We start from the raw sequence: 24,323 nt of genomic DNA, 5'->3' as shown, positions 1-24,323 counted from the left end.
CTCAGTCGCGCTCGACGACGACCTCTTCCGTGCCGGGAGTGCGCGCCGACTCCGGCGACGGGAACTCCGGGGGAGTGCCGCCGTAGGCCGGGCAGAGGGACTGGTGCGCGCACCAGGCGCACAACCGCGACGGCTTGGGCCGGAAGTCCTTCGCCTCGGTCGCCGCCGCGATCGCCTGCCACAGGGCGAGCAGCGTCCGCTCGAACCGCTCCAGGTCGTCGGCGTCCGGGGCGAAGTCGCACACCTCGCGGTCGCGCAGATACATCAGCCGCAGCACCCGCGGCACCACCCCCCGCGTCTTCCACAGCACGAGGGCATAGAACTTGAGCTGGAACATCGCCCGCGCCTCGAAGGCCTCCCGCGGCGCGCCGCCGGTCTTGTAGTCGACGACCCGGATGTCGCCGGCGGGGGAGACGTCCAGGCGGTCGATGATGCCGCGGATCGTCAGTCGCCCGTCGACCTGCGCCTCCACGTAGGCCTCGCGGTCGGCGGGCTCCAGCCGGTTGGGGTCCTCGAGGGAGAAGTAGCCCCCGAGGAGTTCGCGCGCCTCGTGCAGGAACTCGTCCAGGGTGAGCGGCGAGCCGGTGAAGATCGCGGCGAGCTCCGGCTCCTCCTCGACCAGCCGGGCCCACTGCGGCGCGGCCAGCTCGGCGGCGCGTTGCGGGGTGCGCTCACCGGCCGGGGCGTCGAAGAGCACCTCGAGCACGGCGTGGACCAGGGTCCCGCGGGCCTGGTCCGGGGTCGGCCGCTCGGGCAGGCGGTCGATGCTGCGGAAGCGGTACAGCAGGGGACACGTCTTGAAGTCCGCTGCGCGCGACGGCGACAGGGTCGGCAGGGCGGAGGTAACGGGCACCGTCATGCCCAAGAGGTTAAACGGGGGGTACGACAGAAAACTCGCCACGAACCGCCGAACCCGTAGCATCGGGGGCAATGGACGAACACCGCACGGCATCCGCGCCGGCGTCGCCGGCTGCCCGCCAGCAGCCCCGCGAGCGGGGCTCGGGCATCCCGCTGGGCCGGATCGCCGGCGTACCGATCTCCCTGGCCCCCTCCTGGCTGCTGCTCGCCGCCCTGATCACGATCACGTATGGCCAGTACCTGTCGAGCCGGTCGGAGCAGCTGACCCTGACCACCGGGCTGGCCGTCGGCTTCGGGTTCGTGGTCTGCCTGCTGGTCTCGGTGCTGCTGCACGAGCTCGGGCACGCGGTCACCAGCCGGCACAGCGGCATCGGTGTGCGCGGCATCACGCTGGAGATGCTCGGCGGCTACACCGAGATGGAGCGGGAGGCGCCGCGGCCGGGCATCGAGCTGTACGTCTCGCTGGCCGGACCCGTCGTCTCGCTCGTGCTCGGCCTGCTCGCCGCGGGTGCCGCCGCGATCCTGCCGCCGGGTGGCATCGCCGAGACGTTCGCGTTCCAGCTGGCCCTGTCCAACATCGTCGTGGCGGTGTTCAACGCGCTGCCGGGGCTGCCGCTGGACGGTGGCCGGGCCCTGCAGGCGCTGGTCTGGAAGCTGACCGGCGACCCCAACACCGGGCGGATCGTGGCCGGGTGGGTCGGCCGGCTGCTGGCCCTCGCGACCGCCGCCGTGGCCGTCCTGCTGCTCTTCTCGCCCCTGGTCAAGGGGTACTTCGGGGTGTTGTTCACGCTGCTGGTGGCGCTGACCATGTGGGTCGGGGCGGGTCAGGCGATCCGGCACGCGAAGGTGGTCGGCAACCTGCCGCCGTTCAGCGCCCGCGAGCTCGCCCACCCGGTGGTGGCCCTCACCGCGAGCACCCCGCTGTCGGAGGCCGACCGGATCGCGGCCCTCGGCGAGGGGGAGCGCCGGCCAGTGGTCGCGGTCGTCGACTCGGCCGGCAGCCTGCAGGGCTTCGTGCACGGGGCGTCGGCCCGGGCGGTACCGGCGGAACGAAGGCCCTGGGTGCCGCTCGGCGACGTCACCCGGCGCATCGACCCCGAGCACGTGCTCCCGGGCGATCTGCGCGGGGCCGACCTGCTCGCGGCGATCAGGGACGACCCGGGCGGCGACTACCTGGTGGTCACAGGCGAGGATGTGCACGGCGTCCTGCGCGGCGCCGAGCTCGTCTCCCTGGTGGCCCCGAACCGGCGGCCGCGCAGGCCGACCGTCCGGAGGAACAGCACGTGACCGTGGAAAGCCCCGTCCAGACCCCGACCGCCGTCCGGAGGGGACCCTTCGTCCCCGGCGACCGGGTCCAGCTCACCGACCCCAAGGGCCGGATGCACACCATCGTGCTGGAGCCGGGCAAGGAGTTCCACACCCACCGCGGGCGACTCGCCCACGACGAGCTCATCGGCGCGCCCGACGGCAGCGTGGTGAGCATCGGCGGCACCGGCTACCTGGCGTTGCGTCCGCTGCTGAGCGATTACGTGCTGTCCATGCCGCGCGGCGCGCAGGTGATCTACCCCAAGGACGCGGCCCAGATCGTGGCCATGGGCGACATCTTCCCGGGCGCCCGGGTGCTCGAGGCGGGGGCCGGTTCCGGCGCGCTGACCTGCTCACTCCTGCGGGCGGTGGGTCCCGGGGGCAGCGTGACGTCCTACGAGATGCGCGAGGACTTCGCGGCGATCGCCCGGCGCAACGTCGAGGCCTTCCTCGGACCGCAGCCCGGGTGGACCTTGCGCGTCGGTGACGTGGCCGGCTGCGAAGACGCCGGGTTTGATCGGATAATCCTAGACATGCTCACCCCGTGGGAGATCCTTCCGCTCGTGTCGCGGGCGCTGATCCCCGGCGGGGTGTTCATCGGCTATGTGGCGACAACGCCCCAATTGTCGGAATTGGTGGAGGCCTTGCGCGAGGATGGTGGCTACACCGAACCTCGTGCGTGGGAGAGCCTGGTGCGTGACTGGCACGCGGAGGGTCTGGCCGTCCGGCCCGACCACCGCATGATCGCGCACACGGCGTTCCTGGTCAGCGCCCGGAAGCTCGCTCCGGGCGTCACCGCGCCGCCGCGCCGGCGCAAACCGAGCAAGGGGGCCGAGGCGTACGCGGCACGGCGGTTGGCGGCCGCCGCGGCCGCACGGGCAGACGGAGCTGACCAGGAGGAGGCCGAAGGGCATGAGCCGACCGAGCTTCAGTGACCTACCCGCGGTCTTTCCCGACTGGTCACCGTACCCGGACCTGGAGTCGGCGGCCCGGGCATACCTGCGCGATCCGGACATCGCGCTCGATGCCATGGCCGGGGTCCTGCGCGGGCAGAGCGTGCTGGGCTTCACCCTGGAGCGGTTCGTCAACGACGTGAACGGGGTCTGGCAGGAGGTCGTCGTCTGCGACGGCAACCGCCTGATCCTGTGGCACGGCGAGGACATCCCGCCGGAGGAGGCCCCGCCCGGCTCGATGACGTCCTCGCTGCGGGTGGTGGCCCTGTCGGCGGTGACCGAGGTCGGGTGCCGGCGGCGGATCAGCCGCAACCCTAACGGCAGCCACCGGGTCGACAGCGTGGACGTGTATCTGCTGCTCACGTCCCTGGACGAGGCCAACGTGGCGGCCGAGGAGGCGGGCTCGGTGATCCGCCACGACGCGCTGCGCTTCGGCAAGACCCTCGACGACGGCGGGGCGGGTCAGATCGCCCGGCTGGAGGAGTTCGCCCGGCTGGTGAGCTCGCTGGTCGGCAAGCCGATGCTCTGAGGCCGGTCAACCGATGCTCTGAGACCGGTCATCCGATGCGCCCGGCGCCATCGGCCGGCCGGTCCGACCCCGAACGGGCGACCGGGTGAATCCCCGCGATACGAAATTCACGCGGGGATTCATTCACGGGCGAAACGGACACGGAACGGGCGCGAAACCGGGCGCTGAACGGGTGCGGAGCGGGTGCGAAGCAGGTGGGGCTCAGTCCTCGGCGTCGGGGCCCGCGACCGGCGCGTCGTCGGACTCGCGGCGCACGTGGATGCAGTCGCCGGGGCACTCCTTGGCCGCGTCGATGACCTCGAGCCGCAGGTGGGAGGGCACGCCGACCCGGCTGCCGGGTGCCAGCTGCAGCTCCCCGTCGGGCCCCTTCACGTAGGCCAGCCCGTCCACGTCGAACTCGAAGACCTCGGGGGCGTACTGCACGCAGAGCCCGTCGCCGGTGCACAGGTCCTGGTCGACCCACACCTGCAGATTGTCCTGGGTAGTCTCCACGCTCACCACCATGACGCTACCCGACGGGGCCGAACCCGTGCAGGGGGCCGTGACACACGCCGCAGTGGGCCGGAAAGGGTACTGGATAGGGCCCTTCGAGCATCCCGGATTTGTAAACACCCTGTGGCGCACGTGTTCGAGGGGGCCTGAACCGCCGATCAGCAGTTAGTGTTAGAGCACAACGTTCAAAGCCCCCGGGGAGGTGGGACGTGGCACGCAGCGACGACGCGGAGACGCGCGCCGCACGATGGGAGAAGGACGCCCACGATCTCTCCACGCAGGTCGCGTTTCTTCAGGAGGAACTCGCCCTGGTGCGGCGCAAGCTGACGGAGACTCCGCGACACGTGCGACAGCTCGAGGAGCGGCTCGCCGCAGCGCAGGCGCAGATTGCCCGGCTGACCGAAAACAACGAGCGGCTCGTGGCCACCCTCAAGGAGGCCCGCGCCCAGATCGTGACGCTGAAGGAGGAGGTCGACCGCCTGGCCCAACCGCCGAGCGGCTACGGCGTCTTCCTCGCCCGCCATGACGACGGCACTGTCGACGTCTTCACCGGCGGGCGCAAGCTGCGCGTGGCAGTATCCCCGGCGATCGAGACCGAGGAACTGCGCCGAGGCCAGGAGGTCCTGCTCAACGACGCCCTGAACATCGTCGACGCGCTCGGCTACGAGCGGGTCGGTGAGGTCGTCATGTTGAAGGAGGTCCTCGAGGGTGGTGACCGGGCCCTCGTCGTCTCGCACGCCGACGAGGAACGGATCGTCCACCTGGCGCACACCATCGCCGACGCGCCGCTGCGCGCCGGTGACTCGCTCATGATCGAGCCGCGCTCGGCGTACGCGTACGAGCGCATCCCGAAGAGCGAGGTCGAGGAGCTGGTCCTGGAGGAGGTGCCCGACGTCGACTACGAGGACATCGGTGGACTTTCTCCGCAGATCGAGCAGATCCGCGACGCGGTGGAGCTGCCCTTCCTGCACGCCGAGCTGTTCCGGGAGCACAAGCTGCGCCCGCCGAAGGGCGTGCTGCTCTACGGCCCGCCCGGCTGCGGCAAGACCCTCATCGCCAAGGCGGTGGCCAACTCGCTGGCGAAGAAGATCGCCGAGCGGCGCGGCGAGGAGCGGCAGACCAGCTACTTCCTCAACATCAAGGGTCCCGAGCTGCTCAACAAGTACGTCGGCGAGACCGAGCGGCACATCCGGCTGATCTTCCAGCGGGCCCGCGAGAAAGCCGGCGAAGGCACGCCCGTCATCGTGTTCTTCGACGAGATGGACTCCGTGTTCCGCACCCGCGGCTCCGGCGTCTCCTCCGACGTGGAGAACACGATCGTCCCCCAGCTGCTGTCGGAGATCGACGGCGTGGAGGGCCTGGAGAACGTCATCGTCATCGGCGCATCGAACCGGGAAGACATGATCGACCCGGCCATCCTGCGCCCCGGCCGGCTCGACGTGAAGATCAAGATCGAGCGGCCGGACGCCGAGGCGGCCAAGGACATCTTCTCGAAGTACATCCTGACCGACGTGCCGCTGCACAAGGACGACGTCACCGAGCACGGTGACTCGAAGGACGCAACGGTCGCGGCCATGATCGACGCGGTTGTGCTGCGGATGTACTCCGAGACCGAGGAGAACCGCTTCCTCGAGGTGACCTACGCCAACGGCGACAAGGAGGTCCTGTACTTCAAGGACTTCAACTCGGGCGCGATGATCCAGAACATCGTCGACCGGGCCAAGAAGATGGCGATCAAGGACTTCCTGTCCAACGGCCAGAAGGGCGTCCGCCTGCAGCACCTGCTGGACTCGTGCGTCGACGAGTTCCGCGAGAACGAGGACCTGCCCAACACCACCAACCCCGACGACTGGGCCCGGATCTCCGGCAAGAAGGGCGAGCGGATCGTGTACATCCGCACGCTCGTCTCCGGCGGCAAGGGCGCCGAGGCCGGCCGCTCCATCGAGACGGCGACCAACACCGGCCAATACCTGTAAATGTTGATCGAGCGACGAGCGGGCGGTGACCAATCGGTCACCGCCCGCTTAAGCTTGCAGGCAAACTGGCCCGTCCGAGTGGGCCGGGTGGCCGACGATACGACTAGGGTTGTCTCATGAGTGTGCGGCGCGTGATGGGCACCGAGGTCGAGTACGGCGTGTCCGTGCCCGGCCAGCCGGGTGCGAACCCGATGGTCACGTCCTCCCAGGTGGTCAACGCCTACGGGGCGCGGCCCGAGCTCTCCAAGAACGGCCGGGCCCGGTGGGACTACGAGGAGGAGTCGCCGCTGCGCGACGCCCGCGGGTTCACCTATTCGGGTGCCCTCTACGACCCCGCCGAGGCGCTGGCCGACGAGGACCTCGGCCTCGCCAACGTGATACTGACCAATGGCGCGCGGCTCTACGTCGACCACGCCCATCCCGAGTACTCCACCCCCGAGGTGACCAACCCGCGGGACATCGTGCTGTGGGACAAGGCCGGCGAGCGGGTGATGGCCGAGGCCTCCCGCCGCGCCGCGAGCATTCCGGGCACGCTGCCGATCCACCTGTACAAGAACAACACCGACAACAAGGGCGCGAGCTACGGCGCGCACGAGAACTATCTGATGCGCCGCCAGACGCCCTTCGCCGACATCGTCATGCATCTGACCCCGTTCTTCGTGACGCGGCAGATCGTCTGCGGTGCCGGGCGGGTCGGCATCGGCCAGGACGGCTCCGGCCCGGGCTTCCAGATCTCCCAGCGCGCCGACTTCTTCGAGGTCGAGGTCGGGCTGGAGACGACGCTCAAGCGGCCGATCATCAACACCCGCGACGAGCCGCACGCCGACGCCGACAAGTACCGCCGCCTGCACGTCATCATCGGCGACGCGAACCTGTCGGAGATCTCGACGTACCTCAAGGTCGGCACGACGTCGCTGATCCTCGCCATGATCGAGGACAAGTCGCTCGCCGGCGACCTGGGCATCGCCGACCCGGTCACCGAGCTCAAGAACGTCAGCCACGACCCGTCGCTCAAGCACCTCATCCGCATGCGCGACGGGCGGCGGCTGACCGCGCTGGACATCCAGTGGGCGTTCTACGAGCGGGCCCGGGCCTTCGTCGAGGGCCGCGAGGGCGACGACGCCGACGAGATCACCCTCGACGTGCTCGACCGCTGGGAGGACGCGCTGGACAAGCTCGGGCGCGACCCGATGCTGTGCGCGGGCGAGCTGGACTGGGTGGCCAAGCTGCGGCTGCTGGAGGGCTACCGGGAGCGCGAGTCGCTCGGCTGGTCCTCGCACAAGCTGCAGCTGGTCGATCTGCAGTACTCCGACGTGCGCCCCGAGAAGGGCCTGTACCAGCGGCTCGTCGCCCGCGGGTCGATGGCCACGCTGTTCACCGAGGAGGAGGTGCAGCGGGCGATCGTCGAGCCGCCGGACGACACCCGCGCCTACTTCCGCGGCCGCTGCCTGGCCAAGTACCCCGCCGAGGTGGTGGCGGCCAGCTGGGACTCCGTCATCTTCGATGTGGGCCGGGAGTCCCTGGTGCGGGTGCCGATGATGGAGCCCGAGCGGGGGACGAAGAAACACGTCGGCGCGCTGTTCGACAAGTGCCCGAGCGCGAAGGATCTGCTGGAAGCGATCACTTCCGGGTAAGTTCGGGTTCAGCGGTTGGTTTGGTGGTCCCCCCGAGGAGGATGAGGCATGGCTACGAGGGATACGGGCGGGCAGTCCCAGTCCGGAAAGTCCCGGCGCGACGAAGAGGAAGACGTCGCCGCGCCCGAGGTCAACCCGGAGACAGCCGAGCGGGTCGAGCAGCTGGGCGAGGACGTCGACGACCTCCTCGACGAGATCGACTCGGTGCTCGAGGAGAACGCCGAAGAATTCGTCCGCGGATACGTGCAGAAGGGCGGCCAGTAGCCGCACCTGCCGCCGCCCGTCCGGGTCACTCCGGGCGGGCGGTGCGTGTTCGCCCACAGCGTTGTGGCGTGGCGCTTCCAGGCCTCCCCGCGGCGTATTGTTGGGCACTACAGTCGATCACCACACTGCTACCAAGGAGGGGCTCCGTTGCCGTCGGGTCTTGACCACTCAGGGCGCACGCCCGCCGCGTTCCACGCCGCGGGGACCTCGTCCTTCACTGAGTTCCTGTCGAGCGTGGCGCCGGAGATGCTCCCGGGCCGGCGGCCGCTCCCGCCGGGGATGGCGGCCGACGTGAGCGCCCACGCCACCACGATCGTCGCGATCACCTGCGCCGACGGCGTCCTCATGGGCGGCGACCGGCGGGCCACGATGGGCAACCTCATCGCCCAGCGCGACATCGAGAAGGTCTTCGCCGCCGACGCGTACTCGCTGGTCGGCATGGCCGGCACCGCAGGCTTCGGCCTCGAGATGATCCGGCTGTTCCAGGTCGAGCTGGAGCACTACGAGAAGATCGAGAGCAGCATGCTCTCCCTGGAGGGCAAGGCCAACCGGCTGGCCAGCATGGTGCGCAACAACCTCGGCGCCGCCATGCAGGGCCTGGCCGTGGTGCCGCTCTTCGCCGGCTTCGACGTGGACGCCAAGAGCGTCGACCGGGCCGGGCGCATCTTCAGCTTCGACGTCGCCGGCGGCGTGTACGAGGAGCGCGGCTACGACTCGATCGGCTCCGGCTCGCTGTTCGCCAAGTCCTCGCTCAAGAAGCGCTACCGGCCCGGGGTGACCACCGAGCAGGCCGCGAAGCTCGCGATCGAGGCGCTCTACGACGCCGCCGACGACGACACCGCGACCGGCGGCCCGGACCTGCTGCGCAACATCTTCCCGGTGATCATGACCGCCACGGTCGAGGGCACCCGGCGCCTCAGCGACGACGAGACCAGGGCCGTCGCCGAGGAGATCATCGCCGAGCGCCGCGACAACCCCGGCATCTGACCCTTACCACCGACCCTTTCCCACTGACCTTTTCCCCGCTGCCTGCACCGAAGCCGAAGGAGAACCCGCCACCGTGGCCATGCAGTTCTACGCCTCGCCCGAGCAGATCATGCGGGACCGCTCGGAGTACGCGCGCAAGGGCATCGCGCGTGGTCGCAGCGTCATGGTGCTCAGCTACGAGGGCGGCGTGCTGTTCGTGGCCGAGAACCTCTCGACGGCGCTGCACAAGGTCAGCGAGATCTACGACCGGATCGGGTTCGCCGCCGTCGGCCGCTACCCCGAGTTCGAGGCGCTGCGCTCGGCCGGGGTCCGCCTGGCCGACCTGCACGGCTACTCCTACGCCCGGGGCGACGTGACCGGCCGGCAGATCGCCAACTTCTACGCCCGCAACCTCGGCGCGATCTTCACCCAGGAGCAGAAGCCCTACGAGGTCGAGATCTGCGTCGCCGAGGCGGGCGGGACGGCCGAGGATGACGAGCTGTACCGGATCACCTATGACGGCTCCGTCCAGGACGAGCAGGGCATGGTGACCATGGGCGGGCAGTCCGACGCCATCGCCACCGCCGTGAAAAGCCGCCTGCGGCCCGACCAGACGCTCGCTGAGGCCCTGAAGCTGGCCGTCGAGGGTCTGGGCAGCGTCGGCGGCGAAAACGGCCAGCCGCGCCAGCTGGCGGCCCACCAGCTGGAGGTCGCGGTCCTGGACCGCAACCGGCCCGGGCGCACCTTCCGCCGGCTCACCGGCCTCGCGCTGACCGCGATCCTCGAGGACGCGGCGGCCGCCGGCGACGTCGAGGACGGCCTGGAGGACAAGCCGCAGCCGCCGGCCTCGCCGAGCACCCCGGCCGACAACGCCTCCGGCGGCACCGAGCCCCCGGCCGACGAGCCGAAGTCCGGGGACGAATAGGGCGCTGTGGCTAATGGGCGCTGGAAGGTCCTAGCGACGGAAGGGCGCCCTGGCAGCGGGGTTTACCGTTCGATGTCCTGAAGAACAGTGGGGGAGCAAGCTCCACCCACACCCCCTCAAAAGACTGCACCGGGGCGGGGTCGGCATCGACCCCGCCCTTTGTCACTCCCGGGTCAGGCGCGGATCATGGCGAGCAGCAGGACGACGAAGGCGCGGCCGAGGTAGATCGTCGCCTTGACCGGCGAGTTGCTGGGGGTGCCCGCCATCCGGGGGCGCATCGCCACCGGGATCTGGGTGATCTTGTACCCGTTGCGGGCCAGCCGGACCAGCACCTCGATCGTGTCGCCGAGGTACTCCGCGGGGTACCAGTGCGCGAAGAACTCGATCGTGCGCCGGTTGCAGGCGCGGTGCCCCGAGGTCGTGTCGGTGAGCTTGGTGCGGGAGAGCTTCGACAGTACCGACGACAGCATTTTCATCGCCCACTTGCGCGGGCCCTTGACGCTGTATCCGCCCTCGCCCGCGAACCGCGCCCCGATCACCAGATCGTGCTCGTCCAGCGCGTCGACGAGTTTCGGGATGTAGCGCGGGTCGTGCTGGCCGTCCGCGTCGACCTGGATCGCCACGTCGTAGCCGTGGTCACGGGCGTAGCGGTACCCGGTGCGCATGGCCCCGCCGACGCCCAGGTTGAACGGCAGCTTGGCGACGATCGCGCCCGCCTCGGCCGCCCTGATCGCGGTGTCGTCGCCGGAGCCGTCGTCGACCACGATGATGTCGACCGTCGGCAGCTCGCCGCGCACCTCCCGGACGACCTCGGCGATCGAGCCCGACTCGTTCCACGCCGGGATGATGATCAGGACCTTCTTACCGTTGATCATCGAGAGCCGTTTCCTGAGCAATGATCGTCTCGTGGGGGATTTCGTCCTGCGGGCGCGGGCGCCCCAGCTCGCTGCGCAACAGGGCCAGGTCCTCCGCGAGGGTCCGGGTCTCCTCCTCGAGCCGGCTGACCTCCCAGCTCAGGTGCACGGTGACCAGCAGCAGGAAGACGATGCCGAGGAACAGCACCAGGCTCACGCCGGACGCGATGCCCAGCAGCTTGGCCGTCTTGTCGGTGATGAACGGGAAGAAGGCCAGCGGCAGCATGACGATGCTGACGACCAGCCACAGGATCGCGTACTTCTCCTGCAGCTGCCGCCGCCGCAGCAGCTCGACCATGAAGGCCAGCACCGCGAGGGCGGTCAGGCCGGTGACGATCGTGAGCTTCACCGGGCATCTCCGGACAACATGTCATGCAGCATGGCACGCCAGTCCCGCATCGGTGACATCCCGGCGGCCGCCCAGCGCTCGTGCCCGAGGACGCTGAACGCGGGCCGCCGGGCCGGGCGCACGTACGCGTCGCTCGTGGTCCGGCGCACCCGGGCCGGATCGTGCCCGGCCTCGGCGAACACCGCCTGCGCGAGGCCGTGCCAGGTGGTGCGGCCGCTCGCGGTGCCGTGGTAGATCCCGGCGGGTGCGCCCGACTCGGCCAGGGCCACCAGGCGCTCGGCCAGGTCGCGCGACCACGTCGGCTGCCCGGCCTGGTCGTCGACGACCTCGACGAAGTCCCGCTCGCCGGCCAGGCGCAGCATGGTGCGCACGAAGTTCTTGCCGGTGGCCCCGTACAGCCAGGCGGTGCGCACCACGTACCCGGTCGCGGGCAGCGTGCCGAGCACCGCCCGCTCGCCGGCCAGCTTGCCGCGGCCGTAGGCGTTGATCGGGTTCGTCGGGGCGTCCTCGGCGTAGGGCTCGGTGGCGTCGCCGTGGAAGACGTAGTCGGTGGAGACGTGCACCAGCCGCGCGCCGGCGGCGGCGCACCCGGCGGCCAGGGCGGCCACCCCGGCCCCGTTGACCGCGGTCGCGGCGGCCTCGTCGGCCTCCGCGGCGTCGACGTCGGTCCAGGCGGCGGCGTTGAGCACCACGTCGTGCCCCTCGACCAGCGAGCGGACCTTGGCGGCGTCGGTGATGTCCAGCTCGGCCCGGCTCGCCGCGGTCACGTCCCAGCCGTCGAGCACGGCCAGCAGGTCCCGGCCGAGCATCCCGCCGGCGCCGGTGACGAGGAACCGGGTCATGAGCCCAGCGCCGCGCGCGCCTTGAGCGGCTCCCACCAGGCGCGGTTGCCCTGGTACCAGGCGACCGTCTCGGCGATGCCCTGCTCGAACGTGACCTGCGGCGCGTACCCGAGTTCGTTCGCGATCTTGTCGTGCGACAGGGAGTACCGGCGATCGTGGCCCTTGCGGTCCTCGACGTAGCGGACCGCGGAGTCCCAGTCCCGCCCGGTCGCGGCGAGCAGCACCTCGGTCAGCTCCCGGTTGGTGAGCTCGCGGCCCCCGCCGATGTTGTAGACCTCGCCGGGCCGGCCCTTCTCCAGGGCGAGCTGGATGCCGTGGCAGTGGTCCGACACGTGCAGCCAGTCGCGGATGTTGCCGCCGTCGCCGTACAGCGGGACCGTGCCGCCGTCGATCAGATTGGTGACGAAGAGCGGAATCACCTTTTCGGGGAACTGGTAGTGGCCGTAGTTGTTCGAGCAGCGGGTGACCACCACCTCCATCCCGTGCGTGCGGTGGTAGGCCAGCGCCAGCAGGTCCGAGCCGGCCTTCGAGGCCGAGTACGGCGAGTTCGGCGAAAGGGGCCACTCCTCGGTCCAGGAGCCCTCCTGGATCGAGCCGTACACCTCGTCGGTGGACACGTGCAGGAACCGCCCGACCCCGGCCGCCCGGGCCGCGTCGAGCAGCACCTGGGTGCCCAGCACGTTGGTGGTCACGAACGGGCCCGCGCCGAGGATGGAGCGGTCCACGTGGCTCTCGGCGGCGAAGTGCACCACCGCGTCGTGGCCCGGCATCAGCTCCGCCACGAGTCCGCTGTCGCAGATGTCGCCCTCCACGAACGTGAGGGCGGAATCGTGTTCGACCGGGCCGAGATTCGCCCGGTTACCCGAATAGGTGAGCTTGTCCAGAACGGTCACGTCCGCCCCGGCGAATGCGGGATACCCGCCGGTCAGCAGGGTGCGCACGTAATGCGAGCCGATGAAACCGGCACCGCCGGTGACGAGGATTCTCACGGGATCGTGAGTCTAGTCCAACGCCGATTTCGGCCGGGTCGACCCCGGTGGGGAGCGTCCCGTACGGTGGCCGGGTGCGCGGCATCATCCTCGCCGGTGGGACCGGCTCACGTCTGTGGCCCCTGACCAAGGCCGTGTCGAAGCAGCTGATGCCCGTCTTCGACAAGCCGATGATCTACTACCCGCTCACCACCCTGGTGATGGCGGGCATCCACGAGATCCTGGTGATCACCACGCCGGAGGACCAGGACCAGTTCGTCCGGCTGCTCGGTGACGGCTCCCAGTGGGGGCTGCGGATCGAGTACGCCGCGCAGCCCCGCCCCGAGGGCCTGGCCCAGGCGTTCATCATCGGCGCCGACTTCATCGGCGACGACACCGTGGCGCTGGTCCTGGGTGACAACATCTTCCACGGCGGCGCGCTGGGCGCCCGGCTGTCGGACAACACCGGCGTCAAGGGCGGCCGCGTGTTCGCCTACCCGGTCTCCAACCCGCAGGACTACGGCGTCGTCGAGTTCGCCTCCGACGGCCGGGTGCTGTCGATCGAGGAGAAGCCGCTGCGGCCGAAGTCGCGCTATGCGGTTCCCGGCCTGTACTTCTACGACAACCGCGTGGTGCAGATCGCCCGCGACCTCAAGCCCAGCGACCGGGGCGAGCTGGAGATCACGGCGGTGAACGCGGCCTACCTCGAACGGGGTGAACTGCACGTCGCCGTCCTCGACCGCGGTACGGCCTGGCTGGACACGGGCACGTTCAACACGATGGTGCAGGCGGCCGAGTTCGTGCGCGTCATCGAGGAGCGGCAGGGCCTCAAGATCGGCTGTGTCGAGGAGGTCTGCTGGCGGGCGGGCCTGATCGACGACGACCGGCTGCGGGAGCTGGCCGAGCCGCTGCGCAAGAGCGGGTACGGGGAGTACCTGCTGAACCTGCTCGACTGGCAGCACTGAGTCCGATCTAGGACTTCCGCCACCACGACCGACACGCTACGGAGCGATCACGTGAAGATCCGACAGCTCTCGATCGGCGGCGCCTGGGAGATCACCCCCGTCCAGCACGGGGACCCCCGGGGCCTGTTCACCGAGGTATTCCGCGTCGACCACCTGGCCGCGGAGATCGGGCACCCGTTGCAGGTGCGCCAGACCAACCTCTCGGTCTCGGCCCGCGGGGTGGTGCGCGGCGTGCACTTCGCGGACGTGCCGCCGGGGCAGGCGAAGTACATCACCTGCGTGCGCGGCGCCGTGCTCGACGTGGTGGTGGACCTGCGGGTCGGATCCCCGACATTCGGCCGCTGGGAGGGCGTGCAGCTCGACGACGTCGACCGGCGCGCGGTGTACCTCTCCGAGGGGCTCGGCCACGGCTTCTGCTCGCTGACCGACGACGCGACGCTCACCTACATGGTCTCGGAGACGTACAACCCGACGGGCGAGCACGCGGTGCACCCCCTGGACCCCGAACTGGCCATCGCGTGGCCGGCCGGCGAGCCGGTGCTCTCGGCCCGGGACGCGGCCGCGCCGTCGCTCGCGCAGCAGCGCGAAGCCGGGGCGCTGCCGGACTACGCCACCTGTCAGAGGTATACCGAAAGTCTCCGCTCCCAATAGGTTCGAATCGGCGTTCAGGCGGCTAATGTCTGTACATGGACCGGCGAATTTTCGGCCTTGAGACCGAATACGGGGTCACGTGTACCTACCGGGGGCAGCGCCGCCTGTCGCCGGACGAGGTCGCCCGCTACCTGTTCCGGCGCGTCGTGTCGTGGGGCCGTTCCAGCAACGTCTTCCTGCGCAACGGCGCGCGCCTCTACCTGGATGTCGGTTCCCACCCCGAATACGCCACCCCCGAGTGCGACTCGGTGCCCGACCTCGTGGTCCACGACCGCGCCGGTGAGCGCATCCTCGAGGGCCTGCTGGTCGACGCCGAGCGCCGCCTGCACGACGAGGGCATCGCCGGCGAGATCTACCTGTTCAAGAACAACACGGACTCCGCCGGCAACTCCTACGGCTGCCACGAGAACTACCTCGTCAGCCGGCACGGCGAGTTCGGCCGGCTCGCCGACATCCTGATCCCGTTCCTGGTCACCCGGCAGCTCATCTGCGGGGCCGGCAAGGTGCTGCAGACCCCGCGCGGCGCCGTGTACTGCCTGTCCCAGCGGGCCGAGCACATCTGGGAGGGCGTGTCGTCCGCGACCACCCGGTCCCGCCCGATCATCAACACCCGCGACGAGCCGCACGCCGACGCCGAGCGCTACCGCCGCCTGCACGTCATCGTCGGCGACTCGAACATGAACGAGGTCACCACGCTGCTCAAGGTCGGCACGGCCGACATCGTGCTGCGGATGATCGAGGCCGGCGTCGCGATGCGCGACCTGTCGCTGGAGAACCCGATCCGGGCCATCCGCGAGGTGTCGCACGACATCACCGGCCGCCGCAAGGTGCGCCTGGCCAGCGGCAAGGAGATCTCGGCGCTGGAGATCCAGCAGGAGTACTACGACAAGGCCACCGAGTTCCTCGACCGCCGCGGCGCCGACGCGGCCACCAAGCGGGTCATGGACCTGTGGGGCCGGGTGCTCGGCGCGGTCGAGACCGGCAACCACAAGGAGGTCGAGCGCGAGGTCGACTGGGTGACCAAGCTCGGGCTGATCGAGCGGTACCAGGCCAAGCACGACCTGCCGCTGTCGCACCCCCGGGTGGCGCAGATGGACCTGGCCTACCACGACCTGCGCCGCGGCCGGGGCCTCTACGGGCTGCTGGAGAAGCGCGGCTCGGTCGACCGGGTCGCCACCGACCTCGACATCTTCGAGGCCAAGGAGACCCCGCCGCAGACCACCCGGGCCCGCCTGCGCGGCGAGTTCATCCGCCACGCGCAGGAGCGCCGCCGCGACTTCACCGTCGACTGGGTGCACCTCAAGCTGAACGACCAGGCCCAGCGCACGGTGCTGTGCAAGGACCCGTTCCGGGCGTACGACGAGCGCGTCGACCGCCTCATCGCCAGCATGTGACGTTTTCTCGACCTTCGGGGGCTAGGCTGGCCGGGCTATGGACCAGTTGCCCGATCAGCCGCCCCCCAGGCCGAAGAAGCTGCAGGCCGACTTCAACCCGGACCGCCCGGCCACGAACCGGTTCGGCCGGCGCCTCCAGCGCATCCGCGACGAGGTCGAGCGCAACCGGACGGTCGGGCCGAAGTACCCGACCTGGCTGCTCGCCCTGGTGCTCATCGCGGTCATCGCGTTCTTCACGCTGATCGTGATCTACGCATGATCGCTCGCCTGGCCCGGGTCGCGATCCCGGCCGCCTGCCTCGCGCTGTCCCTCGCCGCCTGCACCGACGACGGCCCGAAGCGCAGCCCGCTCCCGGCCGGCCCGACCGGCGCCGCCGAGGCCTCCCGCCAGCCCCTGGCGTCCCCGAGCCTGCCGCCGGTGGTCAACTCCGACGGCTGCCAGGGCCTCATCGCCGCGAACCAGGTCCAGCAGTCCACCGGCCTCGCCGTGCAGCCGAGCCAGGGCGACGGGGCGGCCGCGGTCGCGCAGTACGGCCAGGCGGTCCAGACCCTCGGCCTCAACGCCCGCGCCCGGATGTGCCCGTTCGGCAGCCCGGCCGGCGACCAGGTCACGGTCGTCGCGCTGACCTTCGGCGACGCCGCCCAGGCGCAGAAGCTCTGGACGACGATCGCCTCCCTCGAAGCGGTCGGCGGGGTGGGTGAGGCGGCGCTGAGCGACAAGTCCAAGACGATGCTGTCCCGGCGCGGGAAGGCGATCGTGGCCGTCTACCTGGTGGTGGCGGCCGCTCCGGACGCGGACCACCTGTCGCAACTCCGTTCCCTCGCCAACACGGCACTGTCCAAGGCGTGATCTTGCGAGATATGTCGGGCGCTGGCGCGCCACGACATATCTGACTTATCGCCTGACGGGGTATAAGTCCGAAATGTCGGGCTGAGGGACGATGCCCGACATTTCGTTTTAAGCAGTGAGAGAAGCCGCGTAACGTCCAGCCGCGGCTGCCGACAGGAAGTACGCGGTGTCTTCGGCGAGCCCCCGGCCCATGGTCGACAGCCGCACCGGCAACTCGTCCAGGGGGCCGGCGAGATCCAGCGACGGGACCTCCACCAGCGTGTGCGGGGGACACAGGGCAGAGAGAGCCGCCCTTACCTCGTCGGACAGCGGCGCGGTGAGGTCGGACGGCATCACCAGTGCAGCCGGCGCCAGCGCGACCCGGCCGAACGCGGTCAGGCTGTGGTGGGACACGCCGCGGTGGCGGGGCCGCGGGTCGGCGTCGGAGATGCGGGGTGCGGCCACCGCGCGGCCGCCCAGGGCGTGCACCGCGTTGACCGCCTCGCCCGCCGCGACGCCGGAGAAGCCCCAGCTGGTACCCGTACCGAGGTTGCCGGGCCCCTGGGTGACGATCGCCAGGTCGGCCCGCAGGCCGTGCCGGGCCGCCAGCAGGCCGCTGTGCACGTTGGTGGACTCCAGGTCGCCGCCGAAGGACTGGCCCGTCGTCACCGTGCCGGCCAGCAGCGGGGCGAGGCCATCCAGGGTGCGGGAGAACCAGGCGGGCAGGGCGCCGCCGTCGGTCATGACGTACGCGATGCGCGCGTCCGGACGCTGCGCCAGGGCGCCCGCCACGACCGCGGGCAGCGCCGAGTGCAGGTCGGCCACGACCACCGGCATGCCGCCCAGGTCGGCCGCGTCGATCAGGGCGGGGCGCAGGGGAGAGGCCTCCTCGTCGGCGGCCAGCACGATCGCCTGCAACGGGGTGTACCGCGCCTTGACCACATGGCCCGGCATGTCCGTGTCGTCGGGGAGCCGGTCCGGCAGCGCCACCACGAGCGCGTAGCCGCCGGTGCCGAGGCCCAGGGCGAGCGCGTTGAGGTTCAGCAGCACCCGGTCACCCGCCCGGGGGACACCGACGAGCGCGGGGTAGGCCAGTGCGCGTACCGAAGCGGGATCTTCGGCTCTTCGCTTGTCGACGGTGACGTCGAGCTCCAGGCTTCCGCGCCACTCGCGGCGGGCCTCGATGACGGTTCCCCAGCGCCAGCGGATCACGGCGCACACAGTAACGCAGCGACACAGCGCGCTGTCGTGGTGACGGTCTGAACGCTCACCGCGTGGATGGCGCAGAACAGGCGTTCGGGCTGGTAGGTTCGCTTCCGTGTCGCGGACTCGAACCGAGCGCCTGGTGAATCTGGTGATCTGCCTGCTCGCTACGCGCCGTTTCCTGACCGCCGAGCAGATCGCCGCGATCGTCCCCGGCTACGAGCACGATCCCAACGACGAGCGCGACCACGAGGCGTTCCAGCGCAAGTTCGAGCGGGACAAGTCGGAGCTGCGCGAGCTCGGCGTGCCGCTGGAGATGGGCACCGCGAGCATCTTCGACAACGAGCAGGGCTACCGGATCGCCCGCCGCGAGTACGCGCTGCCCGACATCCCGCTCGCCCCGGACGAGGCGGCCGCCGTCGGCATCGCCGCGCGGCTGTGGCAGCAGACCGGGCTGGCCGCCGCCGCGTCGTCGGGCCTGGCCAAGCTGCGGGCCGGCGGCATCGACGTCGACCCGCACGCCACCCTCGGCGTCGAGGCGGTGGTCACCGTCGACCCGGCGTTCGAGCCGCTCACCGCGGCCGTGCGGGACCGGCAGGGGGTCAGCTTCTCCTACGAGGTGCCCGAGCGCGACGGCGCCGGGGTCCGCCGCCTGCAGCCGTGGGGCGTGGTGTGCTGGCGGGGCCGCTGGTACGTCGTCGGCCACGACCTCGACCGCGACGCCGAGCGCTGCTTCCGGCTGTCCCGGATCGTCAGCGGCGTGCGGCGGATCGGCCGGCGGGGCGCCTACGAGCCCCCGAAGACCGACCTGATCGCCAAGGTGGCGGGGTTCAGCGGGCCCGTCGAGCGCCTCGGCCGGGCCACGGTGCTCGCCAAACCCGGAAAGGCCGCGGGTGTACGCCGCTGGGCCGAGCAGTGCGTGCCCTCGCCCGAGGGCGACCGGCTGACGCTGAGCTACTCCGACCACGAACTGTTCGCGGGCTGGCTGGTGGGGTACGGCGCGGACCTGGTCATCCTGGACCCGCCCGAGGTGCGCGACGAGGTGGTGCGCCGGCTGCGGGCCATCGCCGCCGCCTACGAGCCGGCCGGGTCGCAGCTCGGGGTGCCGGCGTGACGACCTCCGCGGACCGCCTCGGGCGGATGCTCAACCTGGTGCCGTATCTGCAGGCCCGGCCCGGCGTCACGCTCGCCGAGGCGGCCGCCGCGCACGGCATCACCGAGCGGCAGCTGCGCGAGGACCTCGAGCTGCTGTGGATGTGCGGGCTGCCGGGGTACGGGCCGGGCGACCTCATCGACATGGCGTTCGCGGCCGACACGGTGACGCTGACGTACGACGCCGGGATCGGCCGCCCGCTGCGCCTCACGCCCGACGAGGCGCTCGCGCTCATCGTGGCCCTGCGCATGCTCGCCGAGACGCCGGGGGTGACCGCCGGCGACGGTGTGCACCGCGCCCTGGCGAAGATCGAACACGCAGCCGGGGATCTCGCCGACGCACCTGTGGCGGTACGCCAGCCCGGCGCCTCCGACCGCCTGGAGGAACTGCGCGGCGCGGTGGACCGGCGGCGGGCACTGCGGATCACGTACTACACGGCGACCCGGGACGAGACGACCGAGCGCGTCGTCGATCCGATGCGGATGCTCGTGGTGGGCCGGTGGGCCTACCTGGAGGCGTGGTGCCGCCGGGCCGAGGCGGTGCGCCTGTTCCGGGTCGACCGGATCGACGCCTCCACCGAGCTCGACGAGCCCGCGCAGGTGCCGCACCAGGCCCGGCCGACCGACACGCGCACCGGCACGCTGTTCACCCCGACCCCCGACCTGCCGCTGGTGACGCTGCGCGTCGGGCGCGGGGCGCGGTGGATCACCGAGCAGTACCCGTGCGAGACCGTCGAACGCGGCCCAGGCGAGCACTGGACCGTGTCGCTGCGCGCCTCCGACCTCGACTGGGCCCGCCGGCTCGTGCTGCGGCTGGGCGCCGAGGTCACCGTGGTGGCCCCCGAAGCGCTGGCGTCCGCCGTGGCCGGCGAGGCTCACGCGGCGCTGGCCGCGTATGTGCATTAAGGTCGATCACGTGCTGTGGTGGATCTCGGGTGCTCTCGTCCTGGTCGCGCTGGTCATCCTGGTGGTGGTCGCGCTGAGCGTGATGAGCCGGCTGCGCGCGTTCGACCACGCGGCCCGGGCCGTGCAGGCCCGCCTCGTCGACGGCCAGCAGCGGGTCGAGCCCCGGCTCGCGGCGCTGCAGCAGAACGTCGAGCAGATGCTCCCGCAGCTGGAGGCCATGGCCGCGCAGCAGGCCGCTCAGCGCGCGGTTGAGAACAGTTAACAATCCTGTCGGATATAACCGGGCAAAGTGCACCTTTGTCCGGTCGGATGGTTGACGATCGGGCTGAGCACCGTCAACACTCGTCAGGACTTCAACGGCCGGACCACTCCCAGCTAACCCCCGGCCCCTGCCCTCACCCGTCCGTGGTCAGTAGGATGGTGAGGCAGCTCGAATACAGTGAGGTGGCTTCACATGGGTGCAGTTAGGCCGTGGCACATCATCGTCCTGGTGGTCGTGCTGATCCTGCTGTTCGGCGCGAAGCGCCTGCCTGACGCGGCGCGTTCGCTCGGCCGCTCGATGCGGATCATCAAGGCCGAGACCAAGGGCCTCGCGGACGACGACGTCGACGCCAAGGCCGAGGCGCAGAACGGCCGGGAGCCGCTGCGGGGGGAGATCGCCGACAACCAGGCGTCGCCGAAGCCCCGCGTCGACCCGGTTGACCACGCACGCGAGCGCTGAGGCGCGCTCCGGTCGTGAGTCTTCTCGCACGGCGGCGTGAGAAGGCGCCGTCGAACTTCGAGCGTGCCGCAGATGGCTCCATGACCCTCTTGGAGCATCTGCGGGAGCTCCGGACCAGGCTGTTCCGTGCCTCGATCGCGATCGTGATCGGCATGATCATCGGTTACCTGCTGTCGAAGCACGTCCTGCAGATCCTGCAGGAGCCGTACTGCGACCTGTCCAAGGCGACCGCGCTCAAGGAGAACAACGGCGTCCTTCCGCCCGGCTACAAGTGCTCGTTCGTCGCCCTCAAGGTGACCGACCCACTGCTGCTGACGCTGAAGGTCTCGCTGTACACGGGCCTGATCGTCTCGTCGCCGTTCTGGATGTACCAGCTGTGGGCGTTCGTCGCCCCCGGCATGCACCGCAACGAGCGCAAGTGGGCCTACGTGTTCGCCGGCCTGGCCGCCCCGCTCTTCGCGGCCGGCGCGGTGCTCGCGTTCATCGTGGTCTCGAAGGGCCTCGAGTTCCTGATCAACTTCATGCCACCGTCGACCGACATCATGCTCGAGGCGATGTCGTACGTCGACTTCGTCACCGGCATGATGCTCGTCTTCGGCGTCGCGTTCGAGTTCCCGCTCGGCATCATGCTGGCCAACATCGCCGGCATCGCCACGGGCAAGCGGCTGCTGGGCTGGTGGCGGATCGCGGTCTTCGTCTTCTTCGTCTTCGCCGCCGTGGCCACGCCGACGGCCGACCCGTTCGGCATGACGTTCCTGGCGCTGTGCATGTCCGTCCTGTACTTCGGGGCGGTCATCTTCGCGCTGGTCAACGACAAGCGGCGCAACCGCAGCCAGCCCTCGTTCGCCGGCATCGGCGACGACGAGGCGTCCTCGCTGGACGACTATGAGGTCGAGCCGGTCGAGGCGGCCAGCCCGATCGACGGGTACGACCCGATCGACGCTCCTACGCCGGTGGCGGCGCCGAGTTCGGTGGACCGGCCGCAGCCGCTGGACCGCCGCTTCGACGACATCACGTAAACCGCCCGCCTGCGCACGTCACGGCGCCTCTCGCACACGCGGGGGGCGCCGTTGTCGTTTCGCGGTCCGCGCCGTTGTCGTTCAGGTCCGGAAAGTCGAACGCTGGCCGCGCGATGACTCGTTTGGTTCCGGAAAGTCGAACGCTGGCCGCACGATGACTTGTTCGGGTCCGGAAAGCCGGGCGCTGGCGAGCAACGACTCGTTCGGGTCCGGAAAGCCGGCCCGGGCGCTGGCCCGCGTGGCGACTCGTTCGGGTCCGAAAAGTCGGGCGCTGGCGCGCCGCGACTTTTCGGATTCATACCCCGTCGCTCGCCGTCGGGGTATAAATCGGATATGTCCGATCACGAAGTGTCGGACATATCTGCGCAAAACCGGCGGCCATAGAACGCGGAGCCGCTGAACGTTTACAGTCTCGGCCGTGAACATCGCGTTGCTCGCCAACCCCACCGCCGGCAAGGGCAGGCGGGCCGCGCTCCTCCCCGCGGTCGTCGAGCGCCTCGCCGAAGGGGGAGCGGCCGTCGAGCTGCTCGAAGCCGGCACCCAGGAAGAGGCCCGCGAGCAGGCCCGCGAAGCCGTGCGGCGGTGTGACGCGCTCGTGGCCATGGGCGGGGACGGGACCGTGCACCTCGGGCTGCAGGCCGTCGCCGGGACCGGAGTGCCGTTCGGGATCGTGCCGGGCGGGACCGGGAACGACTTCGCGGTACGGCTGGGACTGCCCACCGACCCGCTGGAGGCCGCCGCCGCGATCCGGCAGGGCCGGACCCGCCAGATCGACCTGGCGCGGCTGGAGGGCGGGGACGGGACCACGGCCTGGTTCGGCGCGGTGCTCGCGGCCGGGTTCGACGCGTTCGTCAACGAGCGGGCCAACCGGATGCGCTGGCCGAAAGGGCCGCAGCGGTACAACCGGGCGATCGTGGAGGAGCTGCTGGCGTTGCGGCCCAGGCGGTACACGATGAGCCTGGACGGCACCGAAACGACCTTCGACTCCGTGCTGGTCGCGGTGGGCAACACCGAGAGTTATGGCGGCGGGTTCCGGATCGTGCCCGGGGCCGACCCGACCGACGGGCTGCTCGACGTCGTCGTGGCCGAGCCGCTGAGCCGGCTCACGCTCATGCGGCTGCGGCCCAAGGTGCTCAAGGGCACCCACGTGCACGACCGGCGGGTCAGCACGCACCGGGTGCGCACCGTCGCGCTCGCCGCCGAGGGGGTCACCGCATACGCCGACGGGGAGCGGATCTGTCCACTCCCCGTGACCATCACGTGTGTACCGGGAGCACTCACGCTCCTCGGCTAGCGCACCGATCAGGCGGCGTTGCGGATGCGCACCTTCACGCCGTTGCCCGCGGGCTCGGTCGACACGTCGGACTGCTCCACGCCGTCCGGGATCGAGAAGCTGCGGCTGAACGAGGACGAACTGGACGAGCTGGAGGAGAAGTGCGCGCCGCCGGCGTCGTGGCTCTCCGAGGTGCTGCCGCCGCTGGCGCCCTTGATCGTCAGGCGGCCGCCGCCGACCTGGACGTCGACGTCCGAGGGGTCGATGCCGTCGACCGTGATGACGAGGTCGTCGCCCTCGGTGGCGGTGCTCACCGAGGCGTGGTGCGCGTGCTGAGCGGCGTTGCCCATGTCCTGCTCGAGGCGGGCGAGGGCGTTGGTGGGGTCGAAGCGGTTCAAGGGCATGAGTACCTCCGCAGCAAGAATTCGTGTCGTTGCCTGCACTCTCGCCGCGAGCGCACGGCGCGACAAGCGCAGAGCCGATGTTGCGACACTGTTTTCCCTGCGGAACGCGAATCCAACCGCCGCCTCACACGAGCCGGAGGATTCCTCCCAGTCCGTGCACCTTGCCCGGTTCACTCTCCGGGAGGACGAGCACCGAGCAGCCGGCCGCGGCGGCCCCCGCGTCCGCCGGGGTGTCGCCGACCATCAGCGTCCGCTCCGGGTCGACCCGCAGGGCCGCGCACGCCTTCCAGAAGATCGCCGGGTCCGGCTTGATCCGGCCCACCTCGTACGACAGCACGAACTCGTCCACGAGGTCGGCGAAGCCCAGGTCGGCGGCGAGGACCCGCAGGTCGAAGCCGATGTTGCTGACCACCGCCACCGGCACCCCGGCCGCGCGCAGGGCCTGCAGCGTGGGCACCGTGTCGGCGTACAGCTGCCAGCCGTCGGCGAGCAGCAGCCGGTCGTACAGCGCCGTGGCGAGGTTCTCGTCGACGGTCGCGGCGAGGCCGGTGAAGGTGGCCCGGTGCGCGTCCGCCGACAGGTCGCGGTCGGCCCAGACCTCGGCCAGATGGGCCGGCACCCGGTGCGGCTTCGGACCGCCGGCCCGCCCGGCCGTGGTGAGCCGGTCGGCGAGCACCGTCGCCTTGCCGCGTTCGAGGCTGATCCCGACGCTCCCGGCGGCGAGCGTCACCCACCGGACCGCGTCCTCGACCTGCGCAAGCGTCCCGTGGAAGTCCAGCAGCACCGCCTCGATCGGCCGTCGGGACGGGTGTGACTCATCGCTTTGCGGCAC

General features: G+C 70.6%; 28 protein-coding genes. 19 read left to right on the top strand and 9 right to left on the bottom strand.

What is annotated here, in order from left to right; genetic code table 11:
• Position 1: 1 nt before the first annotated feature.
• Complete coding sequence (locus ACQP00_RS37240) at positions 2–859, bottom strand: RecB family exonuclease (RefSeq protein WP_433205124.1); 858 nt, start codon at positions 857–859, stop codon at positions 2–4.
• Between the two features lie 71 nt (positions 860–930).
• On the opposite strand from ACQP00_RS37240, the gene ACQP00_RS37235 reads away from it, so the two are divergent.
• Genes ACQP00_RS37235 through ACQP00_RS37225 form a run of 3 tightly spaced genes read left to right on the top strand, consistent with a single transcriptional unit; the run spans position 931 to position 3,645 of the window.
• Complete coding sequence (locus ACQP00_RS37235; RefSeq protein ID WP_433205121.1) at positions 931–2,145, top strand: site-2 protease family protein; 1,215 nt, start codon at positions 931–933, stop codon at positions 2,143–2,145.
• Positions 2,142–3,098 carry a tRNA (adenine-N1)-methyltransferase gene (locus ACQP00_RS37230; RefSeq protein WP_433205118.1) on the top strand — a complete coding sequence of 319 codons (957 nt, stop codon included), beginning with the start codon at positions 2,142–2,144 and terminating at the stop codon, positions 3,096–3,098. The genes ACQP00_RS37235 and ACQP00_RS37230 overlap by 4 nt, the downstream gene beginning before the upstream one ends.
• Positions 3,076–3,645, top strand: a complete 570-nt coding sequence (locus ACQP00_RS37225; RefSeq protein WP_433045632.1) for a hypothetical protein — start codon at positions 3,076–3,078, stop codon at positions 3,643–3,645. Before ACQP00_RS37230 ends, ACQP00_RS37225 begins: the two co-directional genes overlap by 23 nt.
• Before the next feature lie 201 nt (positions 3,646–3,846).
• Here the strand turns inward: ACQP00_RS37225 and ACQP00_RS37220 are convergent, their stop codons facing one another.
• Positions 3,847–4,149, bottom strand: a complete 303-nt coding sequence (locus ACQP00_RS37220; protein ID WP_433045629.1) for a ferredoxin — start codon at positions 4,147–4,149, stop codon at positions 3,847–3,849.
• 197 nt (positions 4,150–4,346) lie between these two features.
• On the opposite strand from ACQP00_RS37220, the gene arc reads away from it, so the two are divergent.
• The 5 genes from arc (at position 4,347) to prcA (ending at position 9,902) form a co-directional block, all read left to right on the top strand.
• The gene (gene arc, locus ACQP00_RS37215; protein ID WP_433045626.1) at positions 4,347–6,113 is read left to right on the top strand and encodes a proteasome ATPase; all 1,767 of its coding nucleotides are present in this window, start codon (positions 4,347–4,349) and stop codon (positions 6,111–6,113) included.
• A 116-nt stretch (positions 6,114–6,229) separates the two neighbouring features.
• Positions 6,230–7,747, top strand: coding sequence for a depupylase/deamidase Dop (gene dop / locus ACQP00_RS37210; RefSeq protein ID WP_433205115.1), 1,518 nt, complete (start codon positions 6,230–6,232; stop codon positions 7,745–7,747).
• Between the two features lie 48 nt (positions 7,748–7,795).
• Positions 7,796–8,011: a ubiquitin-like protein Pup gene (locus ACQP00_RS37205; RefSeq protein WP_033362892.1), complete on the top strand. Its 216-nt coding sequence runs from the start codon at positions 7,796–7,798 to the stop codon at positions 8,009–8,011.
• 147 nt (positions 8,012–8,158) lie between these two features.
• Positions 8,159–8,998, top strand: a complete 840-nt coding sequence (prcB, locus tag ACQP00_RS37200; RefSeq protein ID WP_433205112.1) for a proteasome subunit beta — start codon at positions 8,159–8,161, stop codon at positions 8,996–8,998.
• A gap of 73 nt (positions 8,999–9,071) precedes the next feature.
• Positions 9,072–9,902: a proteasome subunit alpha gene (gene prcA / locus ACQP00_RS37195; protein ID WP_433205109.1), complete on the top strand. Its 831-nt coding sequence runs from the start codon at positions 9,072–9,074 to the stop codon at positions 9,900–9,902.
• A 173-nt stretch (positions 9,903–10,075) separates the two neighbouring features.
• Here the strand turns inward: prcA and ACQP00_RS37190 are convergent, their stop codons facing one another.
• Genes ACQP00_RS37190 through rfbB form a run of 4 tightly spaced genes read right to left on the bottom strand, consistent with a single transcriptional unit; the run spans position 10,076 to position 12,996 of the window.
• Positions 10,076–10,777 (bottom strand): glycosyltransferase family 2 protein, encoded by a 702-nt coding sequence (locus tag ACQP00_RS37190; protein ID WP_433205106.1) that lies wholly within the window; start codon positions 10,775–10,777, stop codon positions 10,076–10,078.
• On the bottom strand, positions 10,764–11,165 hold the full coding sequence (locus tag ACQP00_RS37185; protein WP_433205103.1) for a DUF2304 domain-containing protein: 402 nt from the start codon (positions 11,163–11,165) through the stop codon (positions 10,764–10,766). The genes ACQP00_RS37190 and ACQP00_RS37185 overlap by 14 nt, the downstream gene beginning before the upstream one ends.
• On the bottom strand, positions 11,162–12,007 hold the full coding sequence (rfbD, locus tag ACQP00_RS37180; RefSeq protein ID WP_433205100.1) for a dTDP-4-dehydrorhamnose reductase: 846 nt from the start codon (positions 12,005–12,007) through the stop codon (positions 11,162–11,164). Before rfbD ends, ACQP00_RS37185 begins: the two co-directional genes overlap by 4 nt.
• Positions 12,004–12,996, bottom strand: a complete 993-nt coding sequence (gene rfbB / locus ACQP00_RS37175) for a dTDP-glucose 4,6-dehydratase (protein ID WP_433205097.1) — start codon at positions 12,994–12,996, stop codon at positions 12,004–12,006. Before rfbB ends, rfbD begins: the two co-directional genes overlap by 4 nt.
• 74 nt (positions 12,997–13,070) lie before the next feature.
• On the opposite strand from rfbB, the gene rfbA reads away from it, so the two are divergent.
• Genes rfbA through ACQP00_RS37150 form a run of 5 tightly spaced genes read left to right on the top strand, consistent with a single transcriptional unit; the run spans position 13,071 to position 16,834 of the window.
• Positions 13,071–13,940, top strand: a complete 870-nt coding sequence (rfbA, locus tag ACQP00_RS37170) for a glucose-1-phosphate thymidylyltransferase RfbA (RefSeq protein ID WP_433205094.1) — start codon at positions 13,071–13,073, stop codon at positions 13,938–13,940.
• A 51-nt stretch (positions 13,941–13,991) separates the two neighbouring features.
• Positions 13,992–14,591, top strand: a complete 600-nt coding sequence (locus ACQP00_RS37165; protein ID WP_433205091.1) for a dTDP-4-dehydrorhamnose 3,5-epimerase family protein — start codon at positions 13,992–13,994, stop codon at positions 14,589–14,591.
• Between the two features lie 35 nt (positions 14,592–14,626).
• Positions 14,627–15,985, top strand: a complete 1,359-nt coding sequence (gene pafA, locus ACQP00_RS37160) for a Pup--protein ligase (protein ID WP_433205088.1) — start codon at positions 14,627–14,629, stop codon at positions 15,983–15,985.
• A gap of 37 nt (positions 15,986–16,022) precedes the next feature.
• Positions 16,023–16,244: a hypothetical protein gene (locus tag ACQP00_RS37155; RefSeq protein WP_433205085.1), complete on the top strand. Its 222-nt coding sequence runs from the start codon at positions 16,023–16,025 to the stop codon at positions 16,242–16,244.
• Entirely contained in the window at positions 16,241–16,834 is a 594-nt protein-coding gene (locus tag ACQP00_RS37150; RefSeq protein WP_433205082.1) for a hypothetical protein, read from the top strand. Before ACQP00_RS37155 ends, ACQP00_RS37150 begins: the two co-directional genes overlap by 4 nt.
• Positions 16,835–16,942: 108 nt before the next feature.
• Here the strand turns inward: ACQP00_RS37150 and ACQP00_RS37145 are convergent, their stop codons facing one another.
• Positions 16,943–18,025, bottom strand: a complete 1,083-nt coding sequence (locus ACQP00_RS37145) for a DUF3866 family protein (protein ID WP_433205079.1) — start codon at positions 18,023–18,025, stop codon at positions 16,943–16,945.
• A 106-nt stretch (positions 18,026–18,131) separates the two neighbouring features.
• On the opposite strand from ACQP00_RS37145, the gene ACQP00_RS37140 reads away from it, so the two are divergent.
• The 6 genes from ACQP00_RS37140 to ACQP00_RS37115 all read left to right on the top strand — a co-directional run bounded on the left by ACQP00_RS37140 (position 18,132) and on the right by ACQP00_RS37115 (position 23,108).
• Positions 18,132–19,130 (top strand): helix-turn-helix transcriptional regulator, encoded by a 999-nt coding sequence (locus ACQP00_RS37140; RefSeq protein WP_433205076.1) that lies wholly within the window; start codon positions 18,132–18,134, stop codon positions 19,128–19,130.
• 26 nt (positions 19,131–19,156) lie between these two features.
• On the top strand, positions 19,157–20,074 hold the full coding sequence (locus tag ACQP00_RS37135) for a helix-turn-helix transcriptional regulator (RefSeq protein ID WP_433224124.1): 918 nt from the start codon (positions 19,157–19,159) through the stop codon (positions 20,072–20,074).
• A 10-nt stretch (positions 20,075–20,084) separates the two neighbouring features.
• Positions 20,085–20,336, top strand: coding sequence for a hypothetical protein (locus ACQP00_RS37130; protein WP_433205073.1), 252 nt, complete (start codon positions 20,085–20,087; stop codon positions 20,334–20,336).
• 192 nt (positions 20,337–20,528) lie between these two features.
• Positions 20,529–20,795 carry a Sec-independent protein translocase subunit TatA gene (gene tatA, locus ACQP00_RS37125; RefSeq protein ID WP_433205071.1) on the top strand — a complete coding sequence of 89 codons (267 nt, stop codon included), beginning with the start codon at positions 20,529–20,531 and terminating at the stop codon, positions 20,793–20,795.
• 80 nt (positions 20,796–20,875) lie between these two features.
• Positions 20,876–21,814: a twin-arginine translocase subunit TatC gene (tatC, locus tag ACQP00_RS37120; protein WP_433205068.1), complete on the top strand. Its 939-nt coding sequence runs from the start codon at positions 20,876–20,878 to the stop codon at positions 21,812–21,814.
• A 418-nt stretch (positions 21,815–22,232) separates the two neighbouring features.
• Positions 22,233–23,108 (top strand): diacylglycerol kinase, encoded by an 876-nt coding sequence (locus tag ACQP00_RS37115; RefSeq protein WP_433205065.1) that lies wholly within the window; start codon positions 22,233–22,235, stop codon positions 23,106–23,108.
• Positions 23,109–23,116: 8 nt separating this feature from the next.
• On the opposite strand, the gene ACQP00_RS37110 is transcribed toward ACQP00_RS37115, so the two are convergent.
• A complete protein-coding gene (locus tag ACQP00_RS37110; protein ID WP_433205062.1) occupies positions 23,117–23,491 on the bottom strand; it encodes an Hsp20 family protein in 375 nt (124 codons plus the stop codon).
• A 124-nt stretch (positions 23,492–23,615) separates the two neighbouring features.
• Positions 23,616–24,323, bottom strand: a complete 708-nt coding sequence (locus tag ACQP00_RS37105) for an HAD family hydrolase (protein WP_433205059.1) — start codon at positions 24,321–24,323, stop codon at positions 23,616–23,618.

Source organism: Dactylosporangium sp. CS-047395, from assembly GCF_050942185.1.
Classification (GTDB): domain Bacteria; phylum Actinomycetota; class Actinomycetes; order Mycobacteriales; family Micromonosporaceae; genus Dactylosporangium.
This window is presented reverse-complemented; position numbering and strand designations above follow the sequence as displayed.